Here is a 24,393-nt window from a genome sequence, read left to right as displayed (position 1 = left end):
CTGCCGTGTGTAGCCCTTGGGCCTTGCGGCCACTGTAGGCCGGCATCGCCAGGCAAAGATAGACGCCATACCCTTGAAGCACTCGAAAGCTGCTCTTGATAATCGGCCGTCACACTGGAGGCCGCATGCCCATCAATGAACTGCGTTCCATCGCCACCTTCGCCAAGACCGCCGAGCTCGGCAGCCTGCGGCAGGCGGCCGCCGCGCAGGGCATGACGCCGCAGGCCGCCAGCCAGGCGCTGGCGCAGCTGGAGCACCACCTGGGCGTGCGCCTGTTCCACCGCACCACGCGCAGCCTGTCGCTCACCGACGAGGGGCGGCAGTTTCTGGAGGCCGCGCAGCCGGCGCTGGTGGGCCTGCAGCGCGCGCTGCACATGGCGCGCCGCGCCACCGACGGCATTGCCGGGCCGCTGCGCATCGTGGGCCCGCGCTCCACCTTCGCGCCCCTGCTGGGGCCGCTGCTCGACGAGTTCTGCCGCCTCTACCCCGAGGTGCAGCCCGACGTGCAGCTGGACGACCGCATCGGCAACTGGGTGGAAGACCGCGTCGACGTAGGTTTTCGCGTGGGGCCTTCGCCGGCCGAGGGCGTCATCGCGCGCCGGCTGTTCGGGCTGCAGCTGGTGCTGTGCGCGGCGCCTTCGTACCTGCTGCGCCACGGCGCGCCGCACAGCCTCGATGCGCTGGCCTCGCACCGCTGCAGCGCCTTTCGCCATCCGGCCACGGGCAAGCTGCTGCCCTGGTACGTGAAGGTGGGCGACGAGGTGGTCGAGCAGCCGATCGTGCCCGCGCTGTGCCTGAACGACGAGTCGCTGGAAACCGAGGCGGTGCTCGCGGGCCAGGCCATCGGCTCGCTGACCAGCGTGATTGCGGCGGCGCACATCCGCACGGGCCGGCTGGTGCCGCTGCTCACGGCGCACGTGGCCGACCGCTCGGGCGTGTTCATCTATTACGGGAGCCGCGCCGCGCAGCCCGCGCGCGCCCGGGCCTTCATCGACCTGGCGATCGAGCGGCTGACCGACAACCCGGCCTACCGGCTCACCGCGCAGGAACTGGCTTCGGCCGAGGCCGAGGGCCGCGCGGCGCACGCGCGGGGCTGAGCGGCGGGGGCGCCAGGCGACGTCAGGGCGAAGAGACTGAGTTCAGGGGCGAGAGCGGCGCGAAGCTGTCCGCGTGCGACAGCAGCGTGTCGATGGAGTCGTTCAGCCGCTGCACGGCCAGCGGCGCGTCGCGGCTCACGGCGGCTTCCATGATCTCGCGGTGCTCCGTGCGCGTGTGCGCCAGGTCGCGCTCGCGCACGTTCAGGCGGCGGTAGCGGTCGGAGGCGTCGAACAGCAGCTCATGAAAGTCGGTGAGCCATTTCGACGGGCACGCCGCGATCAGCGCCGCATGAAAGCGGCGGTGCAGCACCTCCCATTCGCGGTTCGTCTGGCCTTCGGCCAGCGTCATGGGGCAGCGCCACATGCGGTGGTAGCTGAGCACCAGCTCGTCTTCCCAGGCCTGGTCGCCATGCACCAGCGACTCGCGCACCACCACCTCGTTGAGCAGCCGGCGCGCGCGCACCAGGTCGAGCAGGTCGTCGCGCGACAGCGCCGCCACCCGGAAGCCGCGGCGCTCGAACTGCTCGACCAGCCGCACCGAAATGAGCCGGTTGAGCGCCTCGCGGATGGGGCTCGCGCCCACCTCGTAGCGGGTTTCCAGCGCTTCGATGCGCAGCTTTTCGCCCGGCGCCAGTCGGCCTTCGAGGATGTCTTCGCGCAATCGCTCGAACACCATGCTCGCGCGCGTCGCGCCCTGCAGGTCGTCGGTGGGCGGCGGCGGGTTCAGGCTCATGGGCAATGTGCGGTTCGGGCGGGTTTGTACCGAGCAAGCGTGGCGGAGTCGCCAAATATTATCGATAAAAAGAAGATTCAGGCGAACAAATCGACTTTTATCGATAAAGAGGTATTTCCCATGAGCATCGTCACTGGCACCGATACCGGCACTGGCATCCGCCCCACCACGTTCGCGCACATCGTCTACCGCACCTACCGCTTCGAGCAGATGCTGGCGTGGTACCTGTCGGTGTTCTGCGGCAAGGTGCAGTACCAGAACCCGGTGATCGCCTTCGTCACCTACGACGACGAGCACCACCGCGTGGCGCTGCTCAACCTGGGGCTGCTCAAGGGCCCGTCGGACGCCGCCGCCCCGCGCGGCCAGCCGGGCGTGGACCACGTGGCCTACGGTTTCGGCTCGCTGCGCGAGCTGCTCGGCAAGCACGCCGAGCTCAAGGCCAAGGGCGTGCTGCCCTACTGGTGCGTGCACCACGGCATCACCGTGTCGATGTACTACGCCGACCCCGACGGCAACCAGATGGAGTTCCAGACCGACAGCTACACCTCCAACGAAGAGGCCAACGCCTTCATGTACGGCCCGAACTTCGAGGCCAACCCCATCGGTGTGGAGTTCGACCCCGACGAGATGCGCGCCCGGCTGGACGCCGGAGAGAGCGAGGCCGCGCTGCTGCTGCGCACCACGCACCTGCCGGTGGCCGATGTGCGCGGCTCGATGGCGGGCTGACCGATGTCAGGCGGAGCAATGACGGCAACCCTGCTCGAAGACGAGGCCGCGTGCGCGCGCCTGTGCGTCGACTTTGCCAACCACCTCGACGCGCGGCGCTACGCGCAGGTGCTGGACCTGTTCACCGAAGACGCGGCGCTGGACCGCATGGGCACCGTGTCGGCCGGCCGCGAGGAGATCGCGCGCTTTCTGGCGGCGCGGCCGGAGAACGTCACCACGCGGCATGTGTGCTCGAACATTCGCGTGAGCTTCGATGCGCCAGACCAGGCGAGCGGGGTCTGCTACGTGCTGTTCTTCCAGGGCACGGGCGATGCCGCGGGGGGTGCGCAGCTGTCGGGGCCGCCGTCGGTGGTGGAGTACCACGATCGGTTCCTGCGCACGGCGGGCGGGTGGAAGATTCTTTCCCGGCGGATACGGATGGCGATTCGCGGCTGAAGAAGGCTGCAAATATTTATCGAATTCAATAAATTCAGCTCGGCAAAAGTTATTGCCGCGCACCTGTTCTCCATGGCGGCCGGCAACACCGACGCGCACCTGAAGAACTTCGGGCTGGTCTACGCGGAGCTGTCCGACGTGCGGCTTGCGCCCATGTTCGACATGGTCACGACCAAGGTCTACGCGCCCGACCGCAGCGCATCGCGGCAGGGCTGGAGGCTGCCTCGGCCGCGCTGGCCGCCTTCGGGCGCGCGCGCCCCGAGTTCGGTGCGTGGTGCGCGCGGAGAACGAGGCCCGGCCGGGGGTGTCCCGCCCGGGACGCCGTCCGGCAAGCGACCCGCTAACCTTTGAACGAATCCACCACAGATGAATGTCCCGATGAACCCAGGCACGAACGCGTCCGCGGCGCCCGCGGCAAAAGGCGCACCCGCCGCACCCAGCGCATCAGGTACACGGCCGATCCGCACGGCCGCCTCGCTCATCGTGCTGCGCGACGGTGCGGCCGGGCTCGAGGTGCTGATGCTGCGCCGCGCCGAGAAGGAAGCCGACCAGAACAGCGGCGCCAGCGTGTTCCCCGGCGGCACGGTCGACGCGCACGACCCCGCCATGCACGCGGCCTGCAGCGGCCTCGACGACGCGGCCGCGAGCCTGCGGCTGGCGGTGCCCGCGAACGGGCTCGACTACTACGTGGCCGCGGTGCGCGAATGCTTCGAGGAGGCCGGGCTGCTGTTCGCCTGCGACGACGCAGGCCGGCTGGTGGGGCTCGATGCACTGCCGCACGACGAGCGCGCCGCCATGCGCCATGCCGCCGAGCTGGGCTCCGACGCGCTGCTGCACATGTGCCACGACCGGGGCTGGCGGCTGGCGGTCGACCGGCTGCGCTACTTCAGCCACTGGCTCACGCCGCCCGGCATGCCGCGGCGTTTCGACACGCGCTTTTTCGTGGCGCTCGCGCCCCCGGCGCAGACGCCCAGCGCCGACACGCGCGAGACGGTCGAATGCCTGTGGCTCACGCCCGCCGAGGCACTGAGCGCGCAGCGCGCGCTCAAGCTCATGAACGTGACGCGCCGCATCCTCGAGCAGCTGCAGTGCTTCGCCACGGCGCAGGCCTGCATCGATCATGCGCAGGCGCTGCGCGCGGTGCCGATGATCATGCCGCGCGTGGCGAACGGCCCCACCGGCCGCCAGCCGGTCAACCCGTGGGAAGCGGCCTATGAGGAAATCGGCCGGCTCGACCCCGAGGGGCACGGCCAGGGGCACCACACGCTCGAAGACGGGCTGGTGGTGCGGCTGTCTGCGCATGTGGTGCGCGTGAACACCGGCGCGCAGGCCGGGCGCAACAGCTACCTGGTGGGCGGCGGCGAGCGCAACGAATGGGCGCTGATCGATCCGCCGGCCGACGCTGCCGCTTCGGCCGCCGTGCGCGCAGCGGCGCCCGGTGAAATCCGCTGGACGCTGGCCACCGGCCCGGCCGCTTCTGCGCAAGCCACGAGCGAGGCGATCGACCTCGGCGGCCTTTCATTGCAGCCGGTGGACGTCGCTGGCGAGCGCTGCTTCTTGCTCGAAGAAGAGCGCACGCTGTTCAGCGGCAACGCCGCGCAAACGGACATCGCCCGTCTGCAGCAGCCCATCGACTGGATCGCACCCGCGCAGGGCTTCCTGCGCACGCTCGCCGAACCCATGCAACCCCTGCTGAAGACCGCATGAACGCCAACACCCAAGACAACGCTGACGCTTCGCAAGCCACGGCTTTCGACGCCGTGCTCGACGCCCGCTACAGCTGCCGCGGCTACCTTGCCGAGCCCGTGCCGCGCGAGGTGATCGACGCCATCCTGCGGGCCGCGCAGCGCACCGCGTCGTGGTGCAACTCGCAGCCGTGGCAGATCGCGGTGACCAGCGCGGCCGCCACCGAGCGCCTGCGCCAGGCCATGGCCGCGCCCGAGGCATCGGCCGACGCGTCCTTCGACATCGCGCCACCCGCCGAGTACCGCGGCGTGTACCGCGAGCGCCGCCGCGAATGCGGCTTTCAGCTGTACGACAGCGTGGGCATCGCGCACGGCGACCGCGAGGCCTCGGCGCGGCAGGCAGAGCTGAACTTCAGCTTCTTCGGCGCGCCGCACATGGCGCTGGTCACCACCGAGGCGGTGCTGGGCACCTACGGCGTGCTCGACTGCGGCGCTTACGTCAGCAACTTCATGCTGGCCGCGCGGGCGCGAGGCGTCGCGAGCATCGCGCAGGCCGCGGTCGCTTCGCGCGCGAAGTTCTTGCATCGCTGGTTCGATGTTCCCGAAGACCGCCAGGTGGTGTGCGGCATTTCCTTCGGCTACGAAGACCCGGCGCATCCCGCGAACAGGTTCCGCACCATGCGCGCCACCCTTGGCGAGGCGAGCCGCTGGGTCGACTGAACCGGTCGACCACGCCAGCGGTCGTTCAGGGGCTGCGTTCCGCCAGGTAGTGCCGCGTGACCACGGCCACGCCGGGCTCCTGGAAGGTGCGCACATGCGCTTCCAGCTCGTTGCTCGCCACCGTGGCGCGCGAGCGCTGGCGCAGGTAGTCGGCCCATGAAGTGACGATGAAGCGCTCCACATAGCGGCTCGGGTCGCCCAGGTCGCGGTACACGCGCCAGAAGGTGGCGCCGTCGCGCCGGCGCGGCACGGCCAGCTGCTGCACCGTGTCCAGGAAGCGGCGCGCATCGGCCTCGCGGATGCAATAGACCACCTCGACCGCCACGGGGCCGGCCTCGAACTCGGGCTCGGTCGCCAGCAGCAGCTCGTCGCTGTGCGCGGCCAGCGTCACCTCGTCGTCGGCGCCCATGCGCAAGGGGTACGGCCGCGCCAGCCCCACGCTGGCCACCATGAACGCCGCCGACAGGCACAGCGCCGCGGGCAGGCCGAGCAGGCTGGCCACCGCGCCCCACAGCGCCGAGCCCAGCGCGAAGGCGCCCAGCGAACACAGCGTGTGCAGCGAGGCGGCGCGCGCCCGCACCCATGGCGGGGCGCTGGTCTGCGTGGCGGCGTTGAAGGTCGACATCATCGTCATCCACGCCGCGCCGCCGAGCACGAAGCTCAGGTACACCAGCGGGCGCCAGGTCGACAGCGCACCCACCAGCATGGCGCTGGCGAAGATGAGGCAGCAGGACGCCGCCAGCGTGTCGAGCCCGAAGCGCGAGCGGATGCGCCCGACGAAGAAGCCGGCCGACACCGCGCCCGTGCCCAGGCAGGCCATCAGCAACCCGTAGCCCGCGGCGCCCAGGTCCAGCCGCTGCGACGCGATGACCGGCAGCAGCGCCCACAGCGCCGAGCCCAGCCCGCTGAAGCCCGCGGTGCGCACCAGCTGCGCGAAGATGGCCGGCGAATGCCGCGCGTAGCGCAGCGCACTCAGCATGCCGCCCCACAGCCGCTCGGCCGGCAACTTGGTGGCAAGGGGCGGGCGCGGCGGCCAGCGGTGCGTGGCGTAGCTCATGCCGATGGCCGAGAGCACGGCCATCGCGAACACCGCGCTCGCGCCGGTCAACGCGAACACCAGCCCGGCCAGCGCCGGCCCCACCGCGCGCGCGCCGTTGAAGGCCATCGACACCAGCGTGATGGCCAAGGGCAGCTGCGTGCGTTCCACCGTGTCGCTGACGGCCGAGTTCCACGAGGGCGACTGCAGCGCGGTGCACACGCCCAGGAGAAAGGTGAAGAACAGCAGCGTGCCCGGCCCCACCCAGCCGGCCAGCGCCAGCCCCGTGAGCACCAGCGCCGCCAGCGCGTACACGCCCTGGATGCGCAGCATCAGCTTGCGGCGGTCGGTGGTGTCGGCCAGCACGCCGGCGGGCAGCGACAGCAGGAACATCGGCAGGAAGGAGGCCGTCTGCACCAGCGCCGCGAGAAAGGACGAGGCCGTGAGCTCGATCATCAGCCACGAGGCCGCCATGTTCTGCATGGCGTTGCCCACGAAGAACAGGCTGCCGGCGGTCCACAGGCCGCGAAACGGCCGGTGCGCGAGCGGCGCCCAGAGAGAAGGGGCGTGGGCTGTGGCTGCGGGGGTGTTGTGGTTCAAGCGCGGGGGTCCGTCGGCGGGGCGACCAAATCATATCGGCGCAGCCCCATTCGTGCTCGCGGCGGGCGAGGGCGTTGCATTTGTCGCCATGTTCACCGTCACCTCCGCCGCCACGTTCACCCGCAGTGCATCGCAAGTGTGATGCCGCACACAGTTAGCCCGCGAAAGTGGCTGCCAACGACCAGTGCAATCCGTAGCATCCGGAACGCCTCATGGTTTCCCCCGGCTTCACCGGCGCGGGAGTGAAACGACGTACCACTCCTTGCAGGAGTTCATCGACGAGATTCATTGAAGGAGCATCGGATGGTCGCCCTCTCACCACACACGCCGTGGGCCTTGCGCGCCGCAGCGGGAAGCCGCGCGCAGGGCGAGCACGCCGAGCGAAGCCCGCGCGCCGCGCAGCCCGTTGCGCCCGGCATCGCGAGCGCGTTGCGCACCGTGCCGCACGCCATGCCACACACCCTGCCCCCGAGGGCCTGTGCCTACGTCTTCATCTCGAACCTTCCGCACCTCGCGCAGGCCTACGGGCAAGACTTCGCGTCGGCCGCCAGCCTTGAGGTGCAGCGCCGGCTGTGCACCCACTTTCTGCGCACCGCCGCCACCGACATGGCCCGCCTGCGCGACGACTGCTTCCTGCTGTGGGCCAACGACGCCTTCGTGTGCGGCGCGCGCGACATCCGCGAGCTGCCGCACGACGTGCGCAGCATGAGCCGCCCCATCGAGACGCTGCTCGCCGTGCTCGGCGCCGAGCCGGTGCGCGCGAAGGGCATGGTCGCGATGGTGCAGCTGCATGCCGACTGGATCGAGGTGCGCGCGCCCGGGCAGCTCGGCACCTCGGAGATCGAGCTGGCGCTGTGGACGGCGCAGCCGTTCCCGGACTCGCGCGAGAACCGGGCCGACGGCTGGTGCCAGCGCTACCGCGCCGACATGGACGTTGCCGTGCGCGTGAGCGAGGCGTTGCGCACCGAGGCGCTGTCCTTCGCGTGGCAGCCGGTGATGCACACGGGCGCCAGCGCGGGCAGCAACGCGGGCGGCAGCCCGGGCACGCTCTATCACGCGGGCCGCGTGCGCCTCGCGCCGAGCCGCAGCGAGCCGGCGCTGCTCGCGCAGGAGGTGTTCCTGCCCTGCCTGCAGCGCCTGGGCTTGGCCCGCGCGTTCGATCGCATCGCGATGCGCCAGGCCCTGGCGGAGCTGCGGCGGCAGCCTGAGGCGCAGGCCCGTGGGGCGGTCGGCGTGGCCATCTGTGCGCAGAGCGTCAAGCTCGACCATTGGTGGGCGTCGCTGTGCGCGGCGCTCGACGAGGAGCCCGAGCTGGCCTCGCGGCTGGTGATAGAGATCACCGGCAGCGCCATGCTGGACGACCTGGAGGCCGCGCGCGACTTCTGCGTGCAGATGCAGCTGCGCGGTTGCCGCATCGCCGTGCGCGACATCGGCGGCGGCAACGACAACCTGGCCGCGCTGCAGTCCTGCGGGCCCGACATCGTGAAGCTGGACGCATCGCTGCTGCGGCGCGCGCGCGACGGCGCCTTCGGCGTGGAGTGCCTGCGCGGCATGCTGTCGCTGTGCGCGCATGTCGCGGCGCAGGTCGTGGTCGACGGCATCGAGCGCGAGGAAGACATGCACATCGCCTCGCACGTGGGCGCGCGGTGGCTGCAAGGCTATGGCGTGCGCGGCGCCGACATGGCGACGGTTGCGTTGGCGGCGCCTGTTGCCGCGCATCCCCTGGCGGGGTGCCTGTGAGACTTGCGCCCGACTTCGAACTGCGCCTCGCACGGCTGAGCAGGGACTTGACGCAGTTGCAACGCTCGGTGCAGGAACTGCTGGGCACCTTCGACCGGCCACGGGTGGACGGGCGCAGGCGCAACCCCGCCGAATCGGTGCAGTACGCGGTGCTCGAAGCCGCGCTGCGCACCTCGGAGGCGACGCTGTCGCAGTTGCACGAGACCGGCGAAAGGGAGGGCGAAGGTGACGGGGGCGATGAGGGCGACGGCGACGGCGCCGGCGACGTCCGCACGCGCTCCGCGCGCGCACCGTCCAGGCCGAGGGCCTTGCGCACATGAGCCGCGTGCGCGTTCTCGTGCCGTGAGCCGGGTGGCGACCCGAGCGATGGCCCGGCAGGTTCTCCAGCCATGTACCTGAATCCTCTTTTCGCCAACGTGTCGCAGGCCGAGCGCGTCGCGCTGGTTCGCAGCAGCGAGCTGCGCTCCTACCGGCGCAACGAAGTGGTGCTGGCCGCCGGCAGCTGGAGCGACCGCGTCTACTGCGTGGCCAGCGGGCTGCTGCGCGTGGTCGAGCACGGCAGCGGGCGGCCCCAGCCCATCGACGTCACGACCGACTTCATCCGGCAGGACGAGTTCTTCATCGGCCCGTCCCTCGCCGAGGATGCCTTCCAGGCCAGGCACACGCTCGTGGCGGCCCTGCCCTCGTCGGTGCACCTGATTCCTGTCGTGGCGTTGCGCACGCTGTGCAGCGCCTACCCCGAAGTGGCCATCGGCCTGCTCGAACTCGCGATCGCGCGAATGGCCGTCATGCGCAACCAGTTGCGGCGCATGTCGGCGTTGTCCACTGAAGACGTGGTGAGCCGCGTGCTGCACCAGCTGACCGTGCTCGCGCCGGCGAGCACGGGGGCCTTCGACAAGCGCATCTCCCAGTCGGTGATCGCCTCGTATTCGGGGCTGTCGCGCGAAGTGGTCAACAAGACCATGCGCGACATGGAGCAGCGCGGGCTGGTGCGGCGCGACGACCAAGGCGTGCACGTGCCCGCCGACTTCGCGTCCACCGACTTCGGCCGCCTCCTGCCCGTCGAGAAGAACCTGGCGAGCGTCGAGCCGAACCAGGTCGACCCGGTTTTCCTGCAGGGCTTTTCGCACGCGCCGGCCGATCCATGGGGGCGAAAGCCCGAAGCCGATTGACCGCGCGTCACGCGTTCCCCGAATTCCATTCCAGCTACCGAAGGCACCGATGTCCATAGAACCCAGCAAGCCCGTTGCCGCGCGGCCCACACCCGGCGTTGCGCCATTGCTTCCGAACCCTGCAGGTGGTGCAAGCGGTGCAAGTGGTGCAAGTGCCGCCGTGCTGTTCATCGAAACGGCCCAGCACGAACTCGTGCACCTGATGCGCTTGATTGCCGAGGGCGACTCGGCGGCGGCAACGCGGGTGGCCTGGTGCATGGTCGAACGCGGGCGCACGGTGCTCGCGCCCCAGCGCCTGCCCGCGGCGCGCGTGGCGGCGCCGACGAGCGATGGCGCCGCGGGCTACTCGCTCTCGCGGCGCGAACTCGATGTGCTGCGCATGATTTCGCAGGGCCTCAGCAACCGCCAGATCGCCGAGGCGACCCACCGCTCGCTGCACACCGTGGATGCGCACGTGAAGAACATCTACCGCAAGCTGGCGGTCAAGTCGCGCGCGCGGGCGGTGCGCGAGGCGATGCAGAAGGGGCTGATCGACCTGGAGGCCTGCGAGTAGACCTGACGGCGGCGGCGCGCCAGTTGCTGGCGCCGGAAATCCCGGATTCGGGTGATTGCATTCCGAAGCCCGTGCTTGCACCATCGCGGCGTGTATCTGCATCCACTGTTTGCCCGCCTGTCGCAGGCGGAACGCTCGGCCATCGGGCGGGTTTGCGAGCGGCGTTCCTATGCCCGCAACGAGACGATCCTGGCACCGAACGACTGGACGCGTTCGTTCTATTGCGTGGAAAGCGGCCTGGTGCGCGTGGTGGTCCAGGGCCGCGACAGCGCGCAGGAAGAAGCGGGCGTTACCACCGACTTCATCCGGCGGCACGACTTCTACCTGGGCGGCTCGCTGAGCGAGCCGCAGTACCAGGCGGTGCACCGCCTGATCGCCGTGCTCCCCTGCACCCTCTACCTCGTGCCCGTGGTCGCGATGCGGGCGCTGTGCGAGCGCCACCACGACATCGCGTTGAACCTGCTCGAAGGCGTGGCCTCGCGCATGAACGTGCTGCGCCGGCAGATACGGCGCGTGTCGTCGCTGTCGTCCGAGGAAATGGTCGGGCGCGTGCTGCACAAGATGACGCAGATCGCCCCTGCCGGGCACGAGGTGTACGACAAGCGCGTCACGCAGGGCGTCATCGCTTCCTACGCCGGGCTGTCCCGCGAGGTCGTCAACCGCACGATGCGCGAGATGGAGCGGCGCGGTGTGTTGCTGCGCGACGCGCAGGGCGTGCACGTGCCGCAGGAGTTCGCGGGCACGGACTTCGGCGCGCCGCCATCCGTGGATGAACAGGGCCACGAATAGCGTGAACCGGGGAGTGCATTCGGAGGGGGCGGGCTGAAGAATCGATGCTGATGAGCGACGCATGGTCAGCCATGGTCCCCACGGTCATCCATGGTCATCTGCATGCAGCAGGCGGCTCCTTTCGTTGTCCCACCCATCCACACAGGCCACTCATGTCCCACCTGTTCCAGGCTTGTTCATGCGGCGCGATGCACATCACCCGCATTCATCGCAGCGTGTGGATGCGCCTGCTGCCCTGGCTGCGTCTGTATCGCTGCGAGAGCTGTGGAAGGCGACAGCTTCGCAACGAACGCGCGGTGGACATTGCGCGCTCGCTGGAAACGAGCGAGGCGAGCGATGCGGCGCGCGGCCGCCAGGCATCGCGGTCGCCGCCGGTCGGATGAGCGCCTGAAGTGCGCCTGCGAGGCCTGCGGCGCACCGTGCTTATTGCGGGCTTGGCGTTTGCGCCTGGCCCGTGCCCTGTGTGTTGTTGGTCATGCCCTTCTTCGCGCTGCCGTCCGACTTGCGGCCCGAACTCATCGCGCCGCCTTGCGCCTTGGTGCTGCCCGACAGGTTGCCGCCCGCGTTCGGGTTGGCCTGGGTCGCGCTGGGCGCGGTAGCCATGCCGTTCGGGTTGGTCGGCCCGGTTCCGCCGGCCGAGGGCTTCTGCTGCATGGCGGCGCTGTCGGGACTGTTCAGGCCCGGGCCGCCGCCCCCGCCTGCTTGCGCCATGGCGGAAGCAGCGCCCAGCGCGATGCAGCTTGCAAGAAATGTCGTCGTGATTCGGTTCATGGCCAAGGCCTCTGTCTGAAGTGGTTGAAGACTTCAATAGAGGGGCTCGGCCACGGCGACCGGGTGGGGCTGTTCCGACGCTCGCTGTCAGCGAAGGCGCACCGCGCGTGACCGCGGCGTGAAAAACGCCTTCGCGTTTTCGTGCTTCAGAACTTGTAGTTCATCGTCGCCATCACGTTGCGCGGCGCGCCCCATGCACCGGCGCCGTAGTAGCCGATCTGGCTGTAGTACTTCTTGTCGAAGGCGTTGTTGATGTTCACCTGCAGCGACAGGCGCGGGTTGAACTGGTAGCGCGCCATCAGGCTCACCAGCGCGTACGCGCCCTGCTGCACGCGCTCCTTGCCGTTCGGGCCGTTGGCAATGGTGAAGTTGCTGCTCTGCCAGTTGACGCCGCCGCCCAGCGTCAGATTGCTCCAGCCGCCCGTGAGGCGGTAGGTGCTGAACAGGCGCAGCAGCGTGCGCGGCTGGTTGGTTTCCACCGCGGCGCGCGAGGCGTCCTTGGCGGTGTAGTGCGTGAAGCCGCCGAACACGTTCCAGCCCGGCGCCAGTTCACCCGACACATCGATCTCGAAGCCGGTGCTGCGCACGCCCTGGGCGCCGTAGTAGGCCTGGTCGAGCGTGTCGGGCACCAGGTTGTCGCCGTCCATCTGCGCGAGGTTGTCCTGCTGGATGCGGAACGCCGAGAGCGACGTGTTGACCTTGCCGCCGTACAGGCTGTTCTTCACGCCCACCTCGTAGCTCTTGCCTTCCACCGGGTCGAGGTAGCGGCCGCCGCGGTCGCGGTAGTCCTGCGGGTTGAAGATGCTGGTGTAGCTGGCGTACAGCGTGGTGTCCTTGCCCAGGTCGTGGGTGAGGCCCGCGTACGGCGTGAACTTGCTGTGCTTGCGCTGGGTGTCGGGCGTGGTGTTGTTCCAGTTGCTGTAGCGCCCGCCGACGATCAGGTGCGTGGCGTCGCCCAGCGAAAAACGTCCCGCGCCGTACAGGCCCTGCTGCTTGATGGTGCCTTCGTCGAGCGTGCGCGGCGTGCCCCAGCTGGGCTCGGGGTACGCGCCGATGCCGCCGTTCAGGAACACCACCGGCGCAAGGTCTTGCGCTTGGCGGTAGTCGTACTTGTACTTCTGCTCGCTGCCCAGCAGGCCGAAGGTCAGCTCGTGCTTGCGGCCCAGCAGCTCGAGCGGCCCGCTCAGTTGCGCGCTCACGCTGTCCTGCTCGCGGTAGCCCTGGTAGACGCTGCCGATCGCCCGCATGCCCAGGCCCGTGACCTGGTCGGGCCAGCCGATGAGGAACAGCAGTTTGGTGTCCAGCGACTGCTTGCTGTGGGTGAGGCCCAGGTTGGCCTTCCACTCGTTGTCGAAGCGGTGCTCCAGCGTGGCGAAGGCGGTCTCGGTGCGGCTGGCCCAGTACGACCAGTCGGCGCCCGGCGTGGCCGAGCGGTTCCAGTTCGTGCGGCTGCCGTCGCTGAACCACAGCGGAAAGCCGCCCCACGGCGTGCCCTTGGGGTCGTTGTCCTGGTAGTCGACGCCGACGCTCAGCCTGGTCGCGGGCGTGAGGTCGGCGTCGACCACTGCGTAGAACACCTGCTTCTTCACGTTGCTCAGGCTCACGTAGGAGGCCTTGTCCTGGTAGGCCGCCACCACGCGCCCGCGCACGCGGCCGTCGGCGGTGATGGGCGTGGACAGGTCGACCGAGCCGCGGTAGTTGTCCCACGAGCCCGCGCCCAGCGACACCTCGCCGGTGAACACCTTGCTGTCGGCGTGCTTGCGCACCAGGTTGATGGACGCCGACGGATTGCCCGCGCCCGTGAGCAGGCCGGTGGCGCCGCGCACCACCTCCACGCGGTCGTACAAGGCGGCGTCGAGCTCGGTCTCGCCGGCGTACCAGTTCGAGGTGGCGGCGGTGGGAATGCCGTCGTACTGGAAGTTGGTGATCGAGAAGCCGCGCGAAAAATACGTCATGCGGCTGCCGTCGTTCAGGCTCGACGAAATGCCGGTGGTGTTCGCCAGCACCTCGCTCAGGTTCTGCATGCGCTGGTCTTCGATGCGCTGCTGCGTGACCACGGTGACGGACTGCGGCGTTTCCTTCAAAGACAGCGACAGCCCCGTGGCCGCCGAGGTGTTGCGCGTGGTGTACGAGCCCGTGCCTTCGGTGGTGCCGCTGCGGTCGGCGTCGGCGCTCACCGTGACCGCGGCCAGCGTGGCGCCGTCGGCAACGGAGGAAGAGGGTGCCGGCTGCACCGTGACCGTGGCGCCCTCGATGTGCGCCACCAGGCCGCTGCCGGCCAGCAGGCGGCCGAGCGCCTGGCGCGCCGAGAGCCGGCCCGACACCGCGGGCGCGGCGCGGCCCGCCACCAGCGCGGCCGGAAAGCTCAGCTGCAGGTTGGCCTGGCGCGCCAGTTCATTGAGCGCCTGGCCCAGCGGCTGCGCGGTGATCGACACGCTGACCACGGGTGCCGTCTGCGCGTGCGCGGCGCCGTGCATGCCGACGATCAGCAGGCCCGCCAGGGCCAGGGGTGTGAGGGTGAAATGCGGCTTGCGCATGGGGTGCAATCTCCAGAAAACAGCGGGTAAAGAATCGGGTCCTTACCTACCTAGACGCACCACCCTGTCGCTGTCCTCACGTGCTTCACGAAAACTTTTTCGTGTTTCTCTTGTGTCTCTTTCAACGCGCGTCCACCACCTCCGTGATGCTGCCGCGGCGTTGCAGGCGCACCGGCAACTGCCTGGGCAGCGACTGCGCGAACGCCTCGAAGTGCTGCAGCTGAAAACTGCCGCCCACGCGCAGCCGCGCCACGGCCGCGTCGCGCACCACGAAGCCCGTGGGGCCGTAGCGCTCGAACTCCGCGAGGGCCTGCGAAAGCGGCGTGTTGTCGAAGTTGACACGGCCCTCGCGCCAGGGCGCGGCGCTGCCGGGCGGCACGTCGCTCACGCTGCCCAGGCGGCCGTCGCTGTCGGCGACCACGCTCTTGCCGGCCGTGAGCTCGACGGCATCGCCAGCGTCGCCGGCAAGCTCGTGCGGGCCCGGCGTCGCATGGCGCGCCACGCGCACGCGGCCCTCTTCGACCACCACGCGCGTCTCGCCTTCGCCCAGGCCGCTGCGGGTGTGGCGCACCGAGAAGCGCGTGCCGACCACCGTCACGCGCAGCCCGCCAGCGAACACGTGGAAGGGCTGCGCCGGGTCGGCGTGCACGCTGAACATGGCCTGGCCTTCGTGCAGGTGCACCTCGCGCCGGTCGCGGTACAGGCGCGCATCGGCCTGGGTCGCGGTGTCGAACGCGATGCCGCTGCCGTCGGGCAATTCGGCGCGCAGCTGCTGGCCGCGCGCGGTGGCGTAGTGCTTCTCGAAGGTTGGCTGGTGCCGCCAGCGGTCCCAGCCGAACCAGCCGCCGCCCACCACGCTGACGGCCACCGCGGCGGTGGCGGCCTGCGGAAAGAAGCGGCCGATGTCGCGCATCCACGCGCGGCGCCCGGGGGAGGCGGGGCGCGTGGTCGAGGCGGGTGCCTTTGCAGGGCGCGCGGGCTGCACGGGCTGTGCAGGCTGTATGGGCTGCGTGGGCCGAGGTGTCGGCGCCGAGACGCCCGGCGCTTCGTGCGCGCGCAGCCCGCTCTTCAGCGCCTGCACCTCCGCGGCCGGCATGTCGCGCAGCCGGCCGAAGGTGCCGTCCATGTCGTCGTAGGCGGCGCGGTGGCGCGGGTCGGCGTCCAGCCAGTCGCGCAGTTCCGCCTCGCCATGCGCGTCGAGGCCGTTGCGCCCGCGCGCGACCCAGGTGGCGGCATCGATGTCCAGCGGGTCCTGCCCGTCGGCGAACTCCTCGTACGCGCGCGCGTCCTCGGCTTCCGCCTCGGCCTGTACCTTGGCCTGTGCCTCGGACCGAACCCTGTCCCGGGCGGAAGCCTCAAGCACCGGACACCCCCGACAGCCGCCGCTCGCACAGCTTGCAGGCCACCATGCCGCGCACGATGTGCTTCTCGACCATGCTGTAGGACACGCCCATGTGCTGCGCAATTTGCGCGTGCGGCATCTCGTCGAACACGTGCAGCACGAAGGCCTCGCGGCAGCGCGGCGGCAGCGCCTCGATGGTGGCTACGTAGGCCCGCACGATCTGCATCGACGCCAGCATCTCCTCGGGCTGCAGGTGCGCGGGCGCCGCGGGCTGGTCGAACTCGTGCAGCTCGTCGATGTTGTCGTGCGCGCGCACCACGGCGCGGCGGTGGCGGTCCACCAGCAGGCGGCGCGCAATCTGGCGCAGCAGCGCGCCGGGCTGCAGCACCTCGCCGTCGCGCGTGCGCTGCGAGGCCAGGAAACGCGCGTAGGTCTCCTGCACCACGTCGCGTGCCGCGTCGGTGTTTCGGGTGGTGTGGCTGCAAAAGCGCAGCAGATCCTCGTAATAGCGTGCGACCACGTTTGCCCCAGCCGGTAGATAAGCCTCGCCCGTCGAGGTGGCTGAGATGTGGCGGCGGCTGGATCTGTAGCGCGGTGCGTGACGGGCAATCCACGATTGTAAATTGACGAATGAGAAAGGCTCTCATCCACGGATGCGGGCTGTTGTTGCCCGCCGACGCTAGTCGCCGCCCGAGCGCCACACCCGCGCCAGCGCCGCCATCTTTCCGCGCAAGCCCAGCCGGTCGTTCGACAGCGCGTCGATGAAGTCCGACAGCCGCTGCGACTTGACCATGGTGTAGATCGTGAGCCAGGTCGTGGCCACGAACACCACGCCGAACCACAGCGCCTTGCGCCACAGCGGCGCGTCGGCCTCGGCCAGCAGGTTCATGCCCAGGAAGCCGGTGGTGATGGTGCCGATGAGGCCGAACAGCGTCACCACCGTGAGCCGCACCACCGTGCTGGCCTGGCGGCGCAGGCTGTCGGCGTCCAGGTAGGTGTTCATGTCGGCGATGCGCGACTTGACCTCGTCGTACAGCGCGTCCAGCCCCAGGTGCGTGGCGCACATGTGCGACAGCGCGCGCACCTGCGCCTGCTCGGAAATCTCGTGGAACCAGTAGCGGTGCGTGAAACGCAAGAACCGCTCGAAGCTCGCGCGAATGGCGCGCTTGAACTGCTTCACGCTCGGCGTGCTGCGGATGTCCAGCCTTTTCAGCGCCTCCACCAGCTGGTCGGAAAACATCAGCAGCGACGCCTTCTGGAAGTGCGCGATGAGAAATAGCAGGAAGTGCTGGTGGCGAAACTGCGCGAGCACGCCGCGGTCGCGGCAGCAGAAGAACTCCGACCGCGCGTCGCCCACCACCACGAGCGCGTGGCCGTTGCACAGGTAGCGGGTGTTGGGCGCGGCGCCCGCGTTCACCCAGAAGCGGTCGTAGCAGTACTTGTGCTCGAAGTCGGCCAGGTGGTGGTCGGCATAGGGCAGGTGCGCGTCGGCGGCGCCCGCCCCGGTGACCAGCGCGAGCCGCACGAAGTCGTCGCGCGTGAGGCGGCGCGGGTCGTCCAGCGACAGGTAGGCCATGACGGGCATGCGGTAGTACTCGATCTGCCGGTAGCGCAGCGCGCCGGGCTCGTCGGAGTAGTCGGTCACCAGCGGCTGCATCAAGAAGGCCCAGTGCGACGAGATGCGCGGCGCGCGGTACTGGGCCACGTGCTGCAGGAAGGCGTCGCGCTGCTGCGCGTCGGAGCGCGCGAGCACGTTGCCGTCGGCGCCCAGCCATTCGACGCTGGCCATGCAGTGCAGGGCGGTGCCGTCGGGCTCCCAGCCGGCGGGGTAGGCGCGGCCGAAGCGGTAGAGGATTTCCTGCGCCTGCGCGAGGCCCAGGTGGTCCGCGCCCACCTCGAGGTTGAGCAGCACCACGTCGATGTCGAAGAAGAAGTACAGGTCGCAATGAATGACCTGCAGCGTGACCGGCACGTCGCCCGGCTGCGCCACCACGCGCACCGCGGCGATGTCGTGGCGGCGAAAGATGCGCATCGGCGAGTCGCCGTTGCCGTTGCTATTGCCGCTGCCGTCACCGTGGCTGTCGTCGCCCTCGGTGCCGCCGCGCGCGCGGCCTTCGCCGTACAGAAAGCGCTGCACGTACGGCAGGAAGCTCACGAACTCGTTGTAGTGCCGCTCGTGGAAGCGGCTGCTGTCGCCGGTGTATTCGTCGACCTCCTCGCGCCAGGGCGAGGCATCGCCCATGTCGCGCAGCACCTGCCAGGGGCCGTGGTGCGCATGCGGCTTCGGCGCCACGCCGGGCCTGGGCTTTGCGTCGGCCGGCATCAGCCGCAGCGGCCAGAGCAGCGCCTGCCTGAAATGCTGCACGGTGGGGGCGCCCATGGGGGGCGAATCTGCCTCTGTGGGCATGGTGGCCGCGGGTGGGTTCAGCATGGCGAAGTGTAGGCAGGGGGTAGGACAAAAAGACCACCTAGGGGAATCCCTAGGTTAGCCTGAAACCGGTTTCATATAAGCTGCAAGCATTGCTTTCGGTGCATGCATGCGCGCAACCGGCGCATCGCGCCCACGCGTTTTCCTGTGCACCTCCCGCGCACCTTCACGGGCTCGCCCACATGAACTACCAGTTTCAATTCGACGCCGTCTTTGCCGCCTGGCCGCTGCTGCTCAAGGGCACGTGGATCACGGTGCAGCTCTCGCTCATTGCCACGGTGCTGGGCCTGGTGGTGGCCATCTTCTGCGCCTGGGGCAAGACCTCGGGGCCGGGCTGGCTGCGCTTCCTGGTCAACGCGTACATCGAGGTGATCCGCAACACGCCGTTCCTGGTGCAGCTGTTCTTCTTTTTCTTCGCGCTGCCGGCCATCGGGCTGCGCTGGTCGCCGCAAACGGCCGCGCTGGTGGCCATGGTGGTGAACCTGGGCGCCTACGCCACGGAAATCATCCGCGCGGGCATCGAGTCGATCCCCAAGGGGCAGATCGAGGCGGGCCGCGCGCTCAACCTCAAGCCGTGGGAAATCTTTCGCTTCGTCATCATCAAGCCCGCGCTGAAGGCCATCTACCCGGCGCTCACCAGCCAGTTCATCCTGCTCATGCTGAGCTCGGCCGTGGTGTCGGTCATCTCGGCTGACGACCTGACCTCGGTGGCCGCCAACCTGCAGTCGCAGACCTTCCGCAGCTTCGAGATCTACATCGTGGTCGCAGGCATCTACCTGGCGCTGGCGCTCGCTTTCTCGGCGATGTTCAAGCTGATCTACAAGCGCACGCTCAACTACCCGGACCGCCGGTAACAGGCCCCAGGCCCGCAACGGAGCAAGAAAAATCATGCGTACCTTCGGCTTTCCCGAATTCCTTTTCATCCTCGAAGCGGCCAAGTGGACGCTGGCGCTGTCGGCCATCGCCTTCGTGGGCGGCGCCATCCTGGGGCTCGCCATCGCGCTCATGCGGACGTCGGAGTCGCCGTGGGCGCGCGGCGTGTCGACCACCTTCATCCAGATCTTCCAGGGCACGCCGCTGCTGCTGCAGCTGTTCCTGGTGTTCTTCGGCGCGCCGGTGCTGGGGCTGGACATCAACCCCTGGGTGGCCGCGGGTGTCGCGCTCATCCTGAACAGCGCCGCCTTCCTGGGCGAGATCTGGCGCGGCTGCATCGAGGCCATTCCGCGCGGCCAGTGGGAAGCGGCCGAGGCGCTCAGCCTCAAGTACAGCGCCCGCATGCGCGACGTGGTGCTGCCGCAGGCCTTCAAGATCGCGCTGGCGCCCACGGTGGGCTATGTGGTGCAGATCATCAAGGGCACCTCGCTGGCGGCCATCATCGGCTTCGTGGAGGTCACGCGCGCCGGGCAGATCGTCAACAACGCCACCTTCCAGCCGCTCATCGTGTTCTCGGTGGTGGCGGCCATCTACTTCGTGATCTGCTGGCCGCTGTCGCTGCTTGCGGCGCGCATGGAGCGCAAGCGCGCACGTGCACTGGCGCGTTGATCGTTCGCTGATCGCCCGCTGAAGTCCCCGTTCCAGGTTTTCGTTTTTTCTTTCTCGTCCTTCCTTTCTTTCATTCAGGAGACACACCAATGACCCGTACCACCACCCGCCGCACCGCAATGGCAGCCCTCGCAACCCTGGGTCTTGGCGCCGCCCTGACCGTGTTCGCCCCCTTCGCCTCGGCGCAGTCGGTGGCCGACATCAAGAAGAAGGGCGAGATCACCATCGGCATGCTGGTCGACTTTCCGCCCTACGGCACCACCGACGCCAAGAACCAGCCCGACGGCTACGACGCCGACGTGGCCAAGCTGCTGGCCAAGGACTGGGGCGTCAAGGCCAACATCGTGCCGGTCACCGGCCCGAACCGCATTCCCTTCCTGCTGACCAACAAGGTCGACCTGCTGGTCGCTTCGCTGGCCATCACGCCCGAGCGTTCGAAGCAGGTGCAGTTCTCCACCCCTTACGCCGCCGCCACCATCGTGCTGTACGGCGCCACCAAGACCCCCATCAAGGCGGCCGGCGACCTGAAGGGCCTGCGCGTGGGCGTGGCCCGCGCGTCGACGCAAGACGTGGCCGTGACCAAGGCCGCGCCCGAAGGCACCGAGATCCGCCGTTTCGACGACGACGCATCGGCCATGCAGGCGCTCATCTCGGGCCAGGTCGATGCCATCGGCTGCTCGGTGACCGTGGCCGCGCAGATCGCCAAGCGCGTGCCCGCCAACAGCTTCGAAAACAAGTTCACGCTGGTGCAGCAATCGATGGGCATCGCGATGCGCCCCGGCCAGGAAGAGCTGACCAAGGCCGTGAACGAGTTCGTGCAGAAGAACACCGCCAACGGCGAGCTGAACAAGCTCTACCAGAAGTGGCTGCAGGCCGACCTGCCCAAGATGCAGTAAGCGCCGCACCGGCAAGCAAGCAAAGCAAGCAGCAGCAAGGAAACCTTGGCATGACGACGGAATCGATCATCCGCATGGAAGCGGTCAACAAGTGGTACGGTGAATTCCAGGTGTTGACCGGCATCGACCTGTCGGTGCGCCAGGGCGAGCGCATCGTGATCTGCGGGCCTTCGGGCTCCGGCAAGTCCACGCTCATCCGCTGCATCAACCGGCTCGAAACGGTGCAGAAGGGCCGCATCGTGGTCGACGGCATCGACCTCACGGCCGGCGGCAAGAACGTGGACGCGGTGCGCGCCGAAGTGGGCATGGTGTTTCAGCAGTTCAACCTGTTCCCGCACCTGACCATCCTGGAGAACTGCACGCTGGCGCCGATGCGCTCGCGCGGCATGACCAAGGCGCAGGCCGAGGAAATTGCCATGAAGTACCTCACGCGCGTGCGCATTCCCGAGCAGGCCGGCAAGTACCCGAGCCAGCTCTCGGGCGGCCAGCAGCAGCGCGTGGCCATCGCGCGCGCGCTGTGCATGACGCCCAAGATCATGCTGTTCGACGAGCCCACGTCCGCGCTCGACCCCGAGATGGTCAAGGAAGTGCTCGACACCATGATCGGCCTGGCCGAAGACGGCATGACCATGCTGTGCGTGACCCACGAAATGGGCTTTGCCCGCAGCGTGGCCGACCGCGTGATCTTCATGGCCGAGGGCAGGATCGTGGAGCAGGCGCCGCCCGAGGAATTCTTCGGCAACCCGAAGGACGAGCGCACGCGCCAGTTCCTCGGCCAGATCCTGAGTTCGCACCAAGGCCACTGATGTCCTTCGAGGTCCTGATTTCTCTGTCGTCCTTCGGCGCGGCCGAGGTGGGCCGTCACGGCCAGCTGTGGTGCTCGCAACTGGCCCGCGCGGCCGGTGCCGATTCGGTCGAAGTGCGCGGCGAGATGCTGCGCGAGCCCGATGCCGAGCTGCCCGCGCTGAACGGGCTCGCTTCCGTCTACTCCAGCCCTGAAGGCCTCTGGGCCGAAGGCGGCTGGCTCGACAGCGCCGCGCTCAAGCGCGGCATCGCCGCCGCTACGCGCGTGGGCGCCAGGCGGCTGAAGATGTCCATCGGCGACTTCCAGGCGTCGTCGCACGGCTCGCTGTGGGGCCTGAAGGTGGAGCTGGCCGAGACGCGCGTCGAGCTCGTCATCGAGAACGACCAGACCGTGCGCGCCGGCACCCTGGCCGCGCTGCAGGCCTTCTTCGACGCGGCCGACCGCGCCGGCGTGTCGCTGGGCATGACCTTCGACATGGGCAACTGGCACTGGGTGGGCGAGTGCCCGCTGCAGGCCGCGCAGGCGCTGGGCAAGCGCGTGCGCTACGTGCATTGCAAGGGCGCGCAGCGCCTGCCGAACAAATGGGTGGCGGTGCCGCTGGGCGACTCGGTCGCGCCGTGGCGCGCCGTGCTGCGCGCGCTGCCGGCCGACGTGCCGCACGCCATCGAATACCCGCTCGTGGGCGACGACCTGCTGGCCGTGACCCGCGCGCAGATCGACTTCATCCGCGCCGCGCGCGCGCAGTCGTAGACCCTGAAGAAAACCGACAACGACATGACAGAACCCACCGCCTTCGACGTCGCCCTGTTCGGCGAGGCCATGCTCCTGCTGGTGGCGGACCGCCCCGGTCCGCTGGAGAACGCCGAGTCGTTCTTCAAGCGCACCGCCGGCGCCGAGACCAACGTGGCCATCGGCCTGTCGCGCCTGGGCCTGAAGGTGGGCTGGGCCAGCCGCCTGGGCACCGACTCCATGGGGCGCGCGCTGCTGGCCGCCATGCGCGCCGAAGGCATCGACTGCTCGCACGTGATCACCGACGCCACGCAGCGCACCGGCTTCCAGTTCAAGGGCCGCGTCACCGACGGCAGCGACCCGCCCATCGAATACCACCGCAAGGGTTCGGCCGCGAGCCAGATGGGCCCGGCCGACGTGGACGAGGCGTGGCTGCGCTCGGCGCGCCACCTGCACGCCACAGGCGTGTTCGCCGCCATTTCCGAGACCAGCCTGCAGGCCGCGCTGAAGACCATGGACGTGATGCGCGCCGCCGGCCGCACCATCTCCTTCGACACCAACCTGCGCCCCACGCTCTGGTCGTCCACCGACACCATGCGCCACTGGGTCAACGAGCTCGCCTCGCGCGCCGACTGGGTGCTGCCCGGCATCGAGGAAGGCCTGCTGCTCACGGGCCATGACAAGCCCGAGGACGTGGCCCGCTTCTACCGCGAGCGCGGCGCGAAGCTGGTGGTCGTGAAGCTGGGCGCCGCGGGCGCCTACTACGACAGCGACGTGGCCGGCACCGGCCATGTCGACGGCTTTCCGGTGAAGGAAGTGATCGACACCGTGGGCGCGGGCGACGGCTTTGCCGCCGGCGTGGTGAGCGCGCTGCTCGAAGGCCGCAGCGTGCCCGACGCCGTGCGCCGCGGCGCCTGGATCGGCGCGCGCGCCGTGCAGGTGCTGGGCGATACCGAAGGCCTGCCGACGCGGGCGCAACTCGAAGAAGCGGGGCTTTGAAGACCATGTCGAAAAAGAACGTGCTCGTGTTCCGGGCGCTGCCCGACGACCAGCTGGCGCGCCTGCAGGCCGCGCACCACGTCACCCAGGCCGATCCGCGCAAGGAGCCCGAGGCCTTTGCCGCGGCGCTGCGCACCGCGAACGGGCTCATCGGCTCGAGCTACAACGTCGACGCCGCGCTGCTCGACCAGGCGCCGCAGCTCGAGGTGATTTCGAGCGTGTCGGTCGGTGTGGACAACTACGCGCTGGCCGAACTGCACAAGCGCGGCATCGTGCTGTGCCACACGCCCGACGTGCTCACCGAGACGGTGGCCGACACCGTGTTCGCGATATTGATGGCCACGCAACGGCGCGTGGTGGAGCTGTCGAACCTGGTGCGCGAAGGCCGCTGGACGAAGAACATCGGCGAGGAGCTGTTCGGCACCGACGTGCACGGCAAGACGCTGGGCATCCTCGGTTTCGGCCGCATCGGCCAGGCCGTGGCGCGCCGTGCCGCGCTGGGCTTCGGCATGCCGGTGCTGTACCACTCGCGCCGCCCGGTCGACCTCGCCACGCAGGCGCCCGAGCTGCAAGGCCGCGCCACGCACACGCCGCTGGACGACCTGCTCGCGCGCGCGGACATCGTGCTCGCGATGCTGCCGCTGACGGACGCGACGCGCGGGATGATCGACGCAGGCTTTTTCGCGCGCATGAAGCCCGGCGCCTCGTTCATCAACGGGGGCCGCGGTGCCACGGTGAACGAAGAGGCGCTGCTGCAGGCGCTGGACCACGGCACGCTGCGCGCGGCCGGGCTCGACGTGTTCGCGAAGGAGCCGCTGCCCGCGGCGTCGCCGCTGCGCACGCACCCGCGCGTGACGCCGCTGCCGCACATCGGCTCGGCCACGCACGAGACGCGCCATGCGATGGCGGAACTGGCGACGACGAACCTGCTGCAGGTGCTGGCCGGAGAGAAGCCGACGGCGCCGTACGACACGGCGAGCGCATGAGGGACTTGTCTTGCCCCCTCTCCCCTTGGGGAGAGGGTTGGGGTGAGGGCAGGGGCCTTAGCGCAGACGCTG

Annotated in this window: 26 protein-coding genes; 19 read left to right on the top strand and 7 right to left on the bottom strand. The window is 69.4% G+C overall.

Annotation, left to right across the window (positions count from 1 at the left end):
- Positions 1–125 precede the first annotated feature (125 nt).
- The gene (locus AB6807_RS27525) at positions 126–1,097 is read left to right on the top strand and encodes a LysR family transcriptional regulator (RefSeq protein WP_371087032.1); all 972 of its coding nucleotides are present in this window, start codon (positions 126–128) and stop codon (positions 1,095–1,097) included.
- A gap of 22 nt (positions 1,098–1,119) precedes the next feature.
- Here AB6807_RS27525 and AB6807_RS27520 read toward each other — a convergent pair whose 3' ends face one another.
- The gene (locus AB6807_RS27520; RefSeq protein WP_371087031.1) at positions 1,120–1,830 is read right to left on the bottom strand and encodes a GntR family transcriptional regulator; all 711 of its coding nucleotides are present in this window, start codon (positions 1,828–1,830) and stop codon (positions 1,120–1,122) included.
- Between the two features lie 120 nt (positions 1,831–1,950).
- Between AB6807_RS27520 and AB6807_RS27515 the strand changes: the two genes are divergently transcribed.
- From AB6807_RS27515 to AB6807_RS27495, 5 genes are read left to right on the top strand one after another with little or no spacing between them, the layout of a single operon-like run.
- Positions 1,951–2,556: a VOC family protein gene (locus tag AB6807_RS27515; RefSeq protein WP_371087030.1), complete on the top strand. Its 606-nt coding sequence runs from the start codon at positions 1,951–1,953 to the stop codon at positions 2,554–2,556.
- A gap of 18 nt (positions 2,557–2,574) precedes the next feature.
- Positions 2,575–2,991, top strand: coding sequence for a nuclear transport factor 2 family protein (locus AB6807_RS27510; RefSeq protein WP_371087029.1), 417 nt, complete (start codon positions 2,575–2,577; stop codon positions 2,989–2,991).
- 6 nt (positions 2,992–2,997) lie between these two features.
- Positions 2,998–3,342, top strand: a complete 345-nt coding sequence (locus AB6807_RS27505) for a HipA domain-containing protein (protein ID WP_371087179.1) — start codon at positions 2,998–3,000, stop codon at positions 3,340–3,342.
- Positions 3,343–3,369: 27 nt separating this feature from the next.
- Positions 3,370–4,698: an NUDIX domain-containing protein gene (locus AB6807_RS27500; protein ID WP_371087028.1), complete on the top strand. Its 1,329-nt coding sequence runs from the start codon at positions 3,370–3,372 to the stop codon at positions 4,696–4,698.
- Positions 4,695–5,396 carry a nitroreductase gene (locus AB6807_RS27495; protein ID WP_371087027.1) on the top strand — a complete coding sequence of 234 codons (702 nt, stop codon included), beginning with the start codon at positions 4,695–4,697 and terminating at the stop codon, positions 5,394–5,396. The genes AB6807_RS27500 and AB6807_RS27495 overlap by 4 nt, the downstream gene beginning before the upstream one ends.
- A gap of 25 nt (positions 5,397–5,421) precedes the next feature.
- Here AB6807_RS27495 and AB6807_RS27490 read toward each other — a convergent pair whose 3' ends face one another.
- Entirely contained in the window at positions 5,422–7,032 is a 1,611-nt protein-coding gene (locus tag AB6807_RS27490) for an MFS transporter (RefSeq protein WP_286514300.1), read from the bottom strand.
- A 303-nt stretch (positions 7,033–7,335) separates the two neighbouring features.
- Here AB6807_RS27490 and AB6807_RS27485 point away from each other — a divergent pair, with 303 nt between their 5' ends.
- From AB6807_RS27485 to AB6807_RS27460, 6 genes are all read left to right on the top strand, one after another.
- Positions 7,336–8,772, top strand: coding sequence for an EAL domain-containing protein (locus AB6807_RS27485; RefSeq protein ID WP_371087026.1), 1,437 nt, complete (start codon positions 7,336–7,338; stop codon positions 8,770–8,772).
- A 47-nt stretch (positions 8,773–8,819) separates the two neighbouring features.
- Positions 8,820–9,092: a hypothetical protein gene (locus AB6807_RS27480; protein WP_371087025.1), complete on the top strand. Its 273-nt coding sequence runs from the start codon at positions 8,820–8,822 to the stop codon at positions 9,090–9,092.
- 69 nt (positions 9,093–9,161) lie between these two features.
- Positions 9,162–9,944, top strand: coding sequence for a Crp/Fnr family transcriptional regulator (locus AB6807_RS27475; RefSeq protein WP_371087024.1), 783 nt, complete (start codon positions 9,162–9,164; stop codon positions 9,942–9,944).
- A gap of 160 nt (positions 9,945–10,104) precedes the next feature.
- A complete protein-coding gene (locus AB6807_RS27470; protein WP_371087023.1) occupies positions 10,105–10,497 on the top strand; it encodes a response regulator transcription factor in 393 nt (130 codons plus the stop codon).
- A gap of 75 nt (positions 10,498–10,572) precedes the next feature.
- Entirely contained in the window at positions 10,573–11,286 is a 714-nt protein-coding gene (locus AB6807_RS27465; RefSeq protein ID WP_371087022.1) for a Crp/Fnr family transcriptional regulator, read from the top strand.
- A gap of 152 nt (positions 11,287–11,438) precedes the next feature.
- A complete protein-coding gene (locus AB6807_RS27460; RefSeq protein ID WP_371087021.1) occupies positions 11,439–11,669 on the top strand; it encodes a hypothetical protein in 231 nt (76 codons plus the stop codon).
- Between the two features lie 40 nt (positions 11,670–11,709).
- On the opposite strand, the gene AB6807_RS27455 is transcribed toward AB6807_RS27460, so the two are convergent.
- From AB6807_RS27455 to AB6807_RS27435, 5 genes are all read right to left on the bottom strand, one after another.
- The gene (locus AB6807_RS27455; protein WP_371087020.1) at positions 11,710–12,057 is read right to left on the bottom strand and encodes a hypothetical protein; all 348 of its coding nucleotides are present in this window, start codon (positions 12,055–12,057) and stop codon (positions 11,710–11,712) included.
- 146 nt (positions 12,058–12,203) lie between these two features.
- Positions 12,204–14,594 (bottom strand): ferric-rhodotorulic acid/ferric-coprogen receptor FhuE, encoded by a 2,391-nt coding sequence (gene fhuE, locus AB6807_RS27450; RefSeq protein WP_371087019.1) that lies wholly within the window; start codon positions 14,592–14,594, stop codon positions 12,204–12,206.
- A gap of 121 nt (positions 14,595–14,715) precedes the next feature.
- On the bottom strand, positions 14,716–15,957 hold the full coding sequence (locus AB6807_RS27445) for a FecR domain-containing protein (RefSeq protein WP_371087018.1): 1,242 nt from the start codon (positions 15,955–15,957) through the stop codon (positions 14,716–14,718).
- Complete coding sequence (locus tag AB6807_RS27440) at positions 15,950–16,456, bottom strand: RNA polymerase sigma factor (RefSeq protein WP_286514327.1); 507 nt, start codon at positions 16,454–16,456, stop codon at positions 15,950–15,952. Before AB6807_RS27440 ends, AB6807_RS27445 begins: the two co-directional genes overlap by 8 nt.
- Positions 16,457–16,615: 159 nt before the next feature.
- Entirely contained in the window at positions 16,616–18,367 is a 1,752-nt protein-coding gene (locus tag AB6807_RS27435) for a hypothetical protein (RefSeq protein WP_371087017.1), read from the bottom strand.
- 179 nt (positions 18,368–18,546) lie between these two features.
- Between AB6807_RS27435 and AB6807_RS27430 the strand changes: the two genes are divergently transcribed.
- From AB6807_RS27430 to AB6807_RS27400, 7 genes are all read left to right on the top strand, one after another.
- Positions 18,547–19,218: an amino acid ABC transporter permease gene (locus tag AB6807_RS27430; protein ID WP_116909900.1), complete on the top strand. Its 672-nt coding sequence runs from the start codon at positions 18,547–18,549 to the stop codon at positions 19,216–19,218.
- 34 nt (positions 19,219–19,252) lie between these two features.
- Complete coding sequence (locus tag AB6807_RS27425) at positions 19,253–19,906, top strand: amino acid ABC transporter permease (RefSeq protein WP_371087016.1); 654 nt, start codon at positions 19,253–19,255, stop codon at positions 19,904–19,906.
- Positions 19,907–19,995: 89 nt separating this feature from the next.
- Positions 19,996–20,802, top strand: a complete 807-nt coding sequence (locus tag AB6807_RS27420) for a transporter substrate-binding domain-containing protein (protein ID WP_371087015.1) — start codon at positions 19,996–19,998, stop codon at positions 20,800–20,802.
- Between the two features lie 50 nt (positions 20,803–20,852).
- Complete coding sequence (locus AB6807_RS27415) at positions 20,853–21,608, top strand: amino acid ABC transporter ATP-binding protein (RefSeq protein WP_371087014.1); 756 nt, start codon at positions 20,853–20,855, stop codon at positions 21,606–21,608.
- Positions 21,608–22,357 carry a sugar phosphate isomerase/epimerase family protein gene (locus AB6807_RS27410; RefSeq protein WP_371087013.1) on the top strand — a complete coding sequence of 250 codons (750 nt, stop codon included), beginning with the start codon at positions 21,608–21,610 and terminating at the stop codon, positions 22,355–22,357. Before AB6807_RS27415 ends, AB6807_RS27410 begins: the two co-directional genes overlap by 1 nt.
- Positions 22,358–22,381: 24 nt before the next feature.
- Positions 22,382–23,335, top strand: coding sequence for a sugar kinase (locus tag AB6807_RS27405; RefSeq protein WP_371087012.1), 954 nt, complete (start codon positions 22,382–22,384; stop codon positions 23,333–23,335).
- A 5-nt stretch (positions 23,336–23,340) separates the two neighbouring features.
- Positions 23,341–24,321: a 2-hydroxyacid dehydrogenase gene (locus tag AB6807_RS27400; RefSeq protein ID WP_371087011.1), complete on the top strand. Its 981-nt coding sequence runs from the start codon at positions 23,341–23,343 to the stop codon at positions 24,319–24,321.
- Positions 24,322–24,393: the final 72 nt, after the last annotated feature.

It is taken from the genome of Variovorax sp. RCC_210, assembly GCF_041355175.1.
GTDB lineage: Bacteria > Pseudomonadota > Gammaproteobacteria > Burkholderiales > Burkholderiaceae_C > Variovorax.
This window is presented reverse-complemented; position numbering and strand designations above follow the sequence as displayed.

Coding starts and splice junctions, on each gene's coding strand:
- AB6807_RS27435 (WP_371087017.1), bottom strand. CDS start 18,367: ATGCTGAACCCACCCGCGGCCACCATGCCCACAGAGGCAGATTCGCCC.
- AB6807_RS27485 (WP_371087026.1), top strand. CDS start 7,336: ATGGTCGCCCTCTCACCACACACGCCGTGGGCCTTGCGCGCCGCAGCG.
- AB6807_RS27460 (WP_371087021.1), top strand. CDS start 11,439: ATGTCCCACCTGTTCCAGGCTTGTTCATGCGGCGCGATGCACATCACC.
- AB6807_RS27515 (WP_371087030.1), top strand. CDS start 1,951: ATGAGCATCGTCACTGGCACCGATACCGGCACTGGCATCCGCCCCACC.
- fhuE (WP_371087019.1), bottom strand. CDS start 14,594: ATGCGCAAGCCGCATTTCACCCTCACACCCCTGGCCCTGGCGGGCCTG.
- AB6807_RS27415 (WP_371087014.1), top strand. CDS start 20,853: ATGACGACGGAATCGATCATCCGCATGGAAGCGGTCAACAAGTGGTAC.
- AB6807_RS27405 (WP_371087012.1), top strand. CDS start 22,382: ATGACAGAACCCACCGCCTTCGACGTCGCCCTGTTCGGCGAGGCCATG.
- AB6807_RS27495 (WP_371087027.1), top strand. CDS start 4,695: ATGAACGCCAACACCCAAGACAACGCTGACGCTTCGCAAGCCACGGCT.
- AB6807_RS27475 (WP_371087024.1), top strand. CDS start 9,162: ATGTACCTGAATCCTCTTTTCGCCAACGTGTCGCAGGCCGAGCGCGTC.
- AB6807_RS27425 (WP_371087016.1), top strand. CDS start 19,253: ATGCGTACCTTCGGCTTTCCCGAATTCCTTTTCATCCTCGAAGCGGCC.
- AB6807_RS27520 (WP_371087031.1), bottom strand. CDS start 1,830: ATGAGCCTGAACCCGCCGCCGCCCACCGACGACCTGCAGGGCGCGACG.
- AB6807_RS27500 (WP_371087028.1), top strand. CDS start 3,370: ATGAACCCAGGCACGAACGCGTCCGCGGCGCCCGCGGCAAAAGGCGCA.
- AB6807_RS27420 (WP_371087015.1), top strand. CDS start 19,996: ATGACCCGTACCACCACCCGCCGCACCGCAATGGCAGCCCTCGCAACC.
- AB6807_RS27430 (WP_116909900.1), top strand. CDS start 18,547: ATGAACTACCAGTTTCAATTCGACGCCGTCTTTGCCGCCTGGCCGCTG.
- AB6807_RS27410 (WP_371087013.1), top strand. CDS start 21,608: ATGTCCTTCGAGGTCCTGATTTCTCTGTCGTCCTTCGGCGCGGCCGAG.
- AB6807_RS27510 (WP_371087029.1), top strand. CDS start 2,575: ATGACGGCAACCCTGCTCGAAGACGAGGCCGCGTGCGCGCGCCTGTGC.
- AB6807_RS27455 (WP_371087020.1), bottom strand. CDS start 12,057: ATGAACCGAATCACGACGACATTTCTTGCAAGCTGCATCGCGCTGGGC.
- AB6807_RS27400 (WP_371087011.1), top strand. CDS start 23,341: ATGTCGAAAAAGAACGTGCTCGTGTTCCGGGCGCTGCCCGACGACCAG.
- AB6807_RS27525 (WP_371087032.1), top strand. CDS start 126: ATGCCCATCAATGAACTGCGTTCCATCGCCACCTTCGCCAAGACCGCC.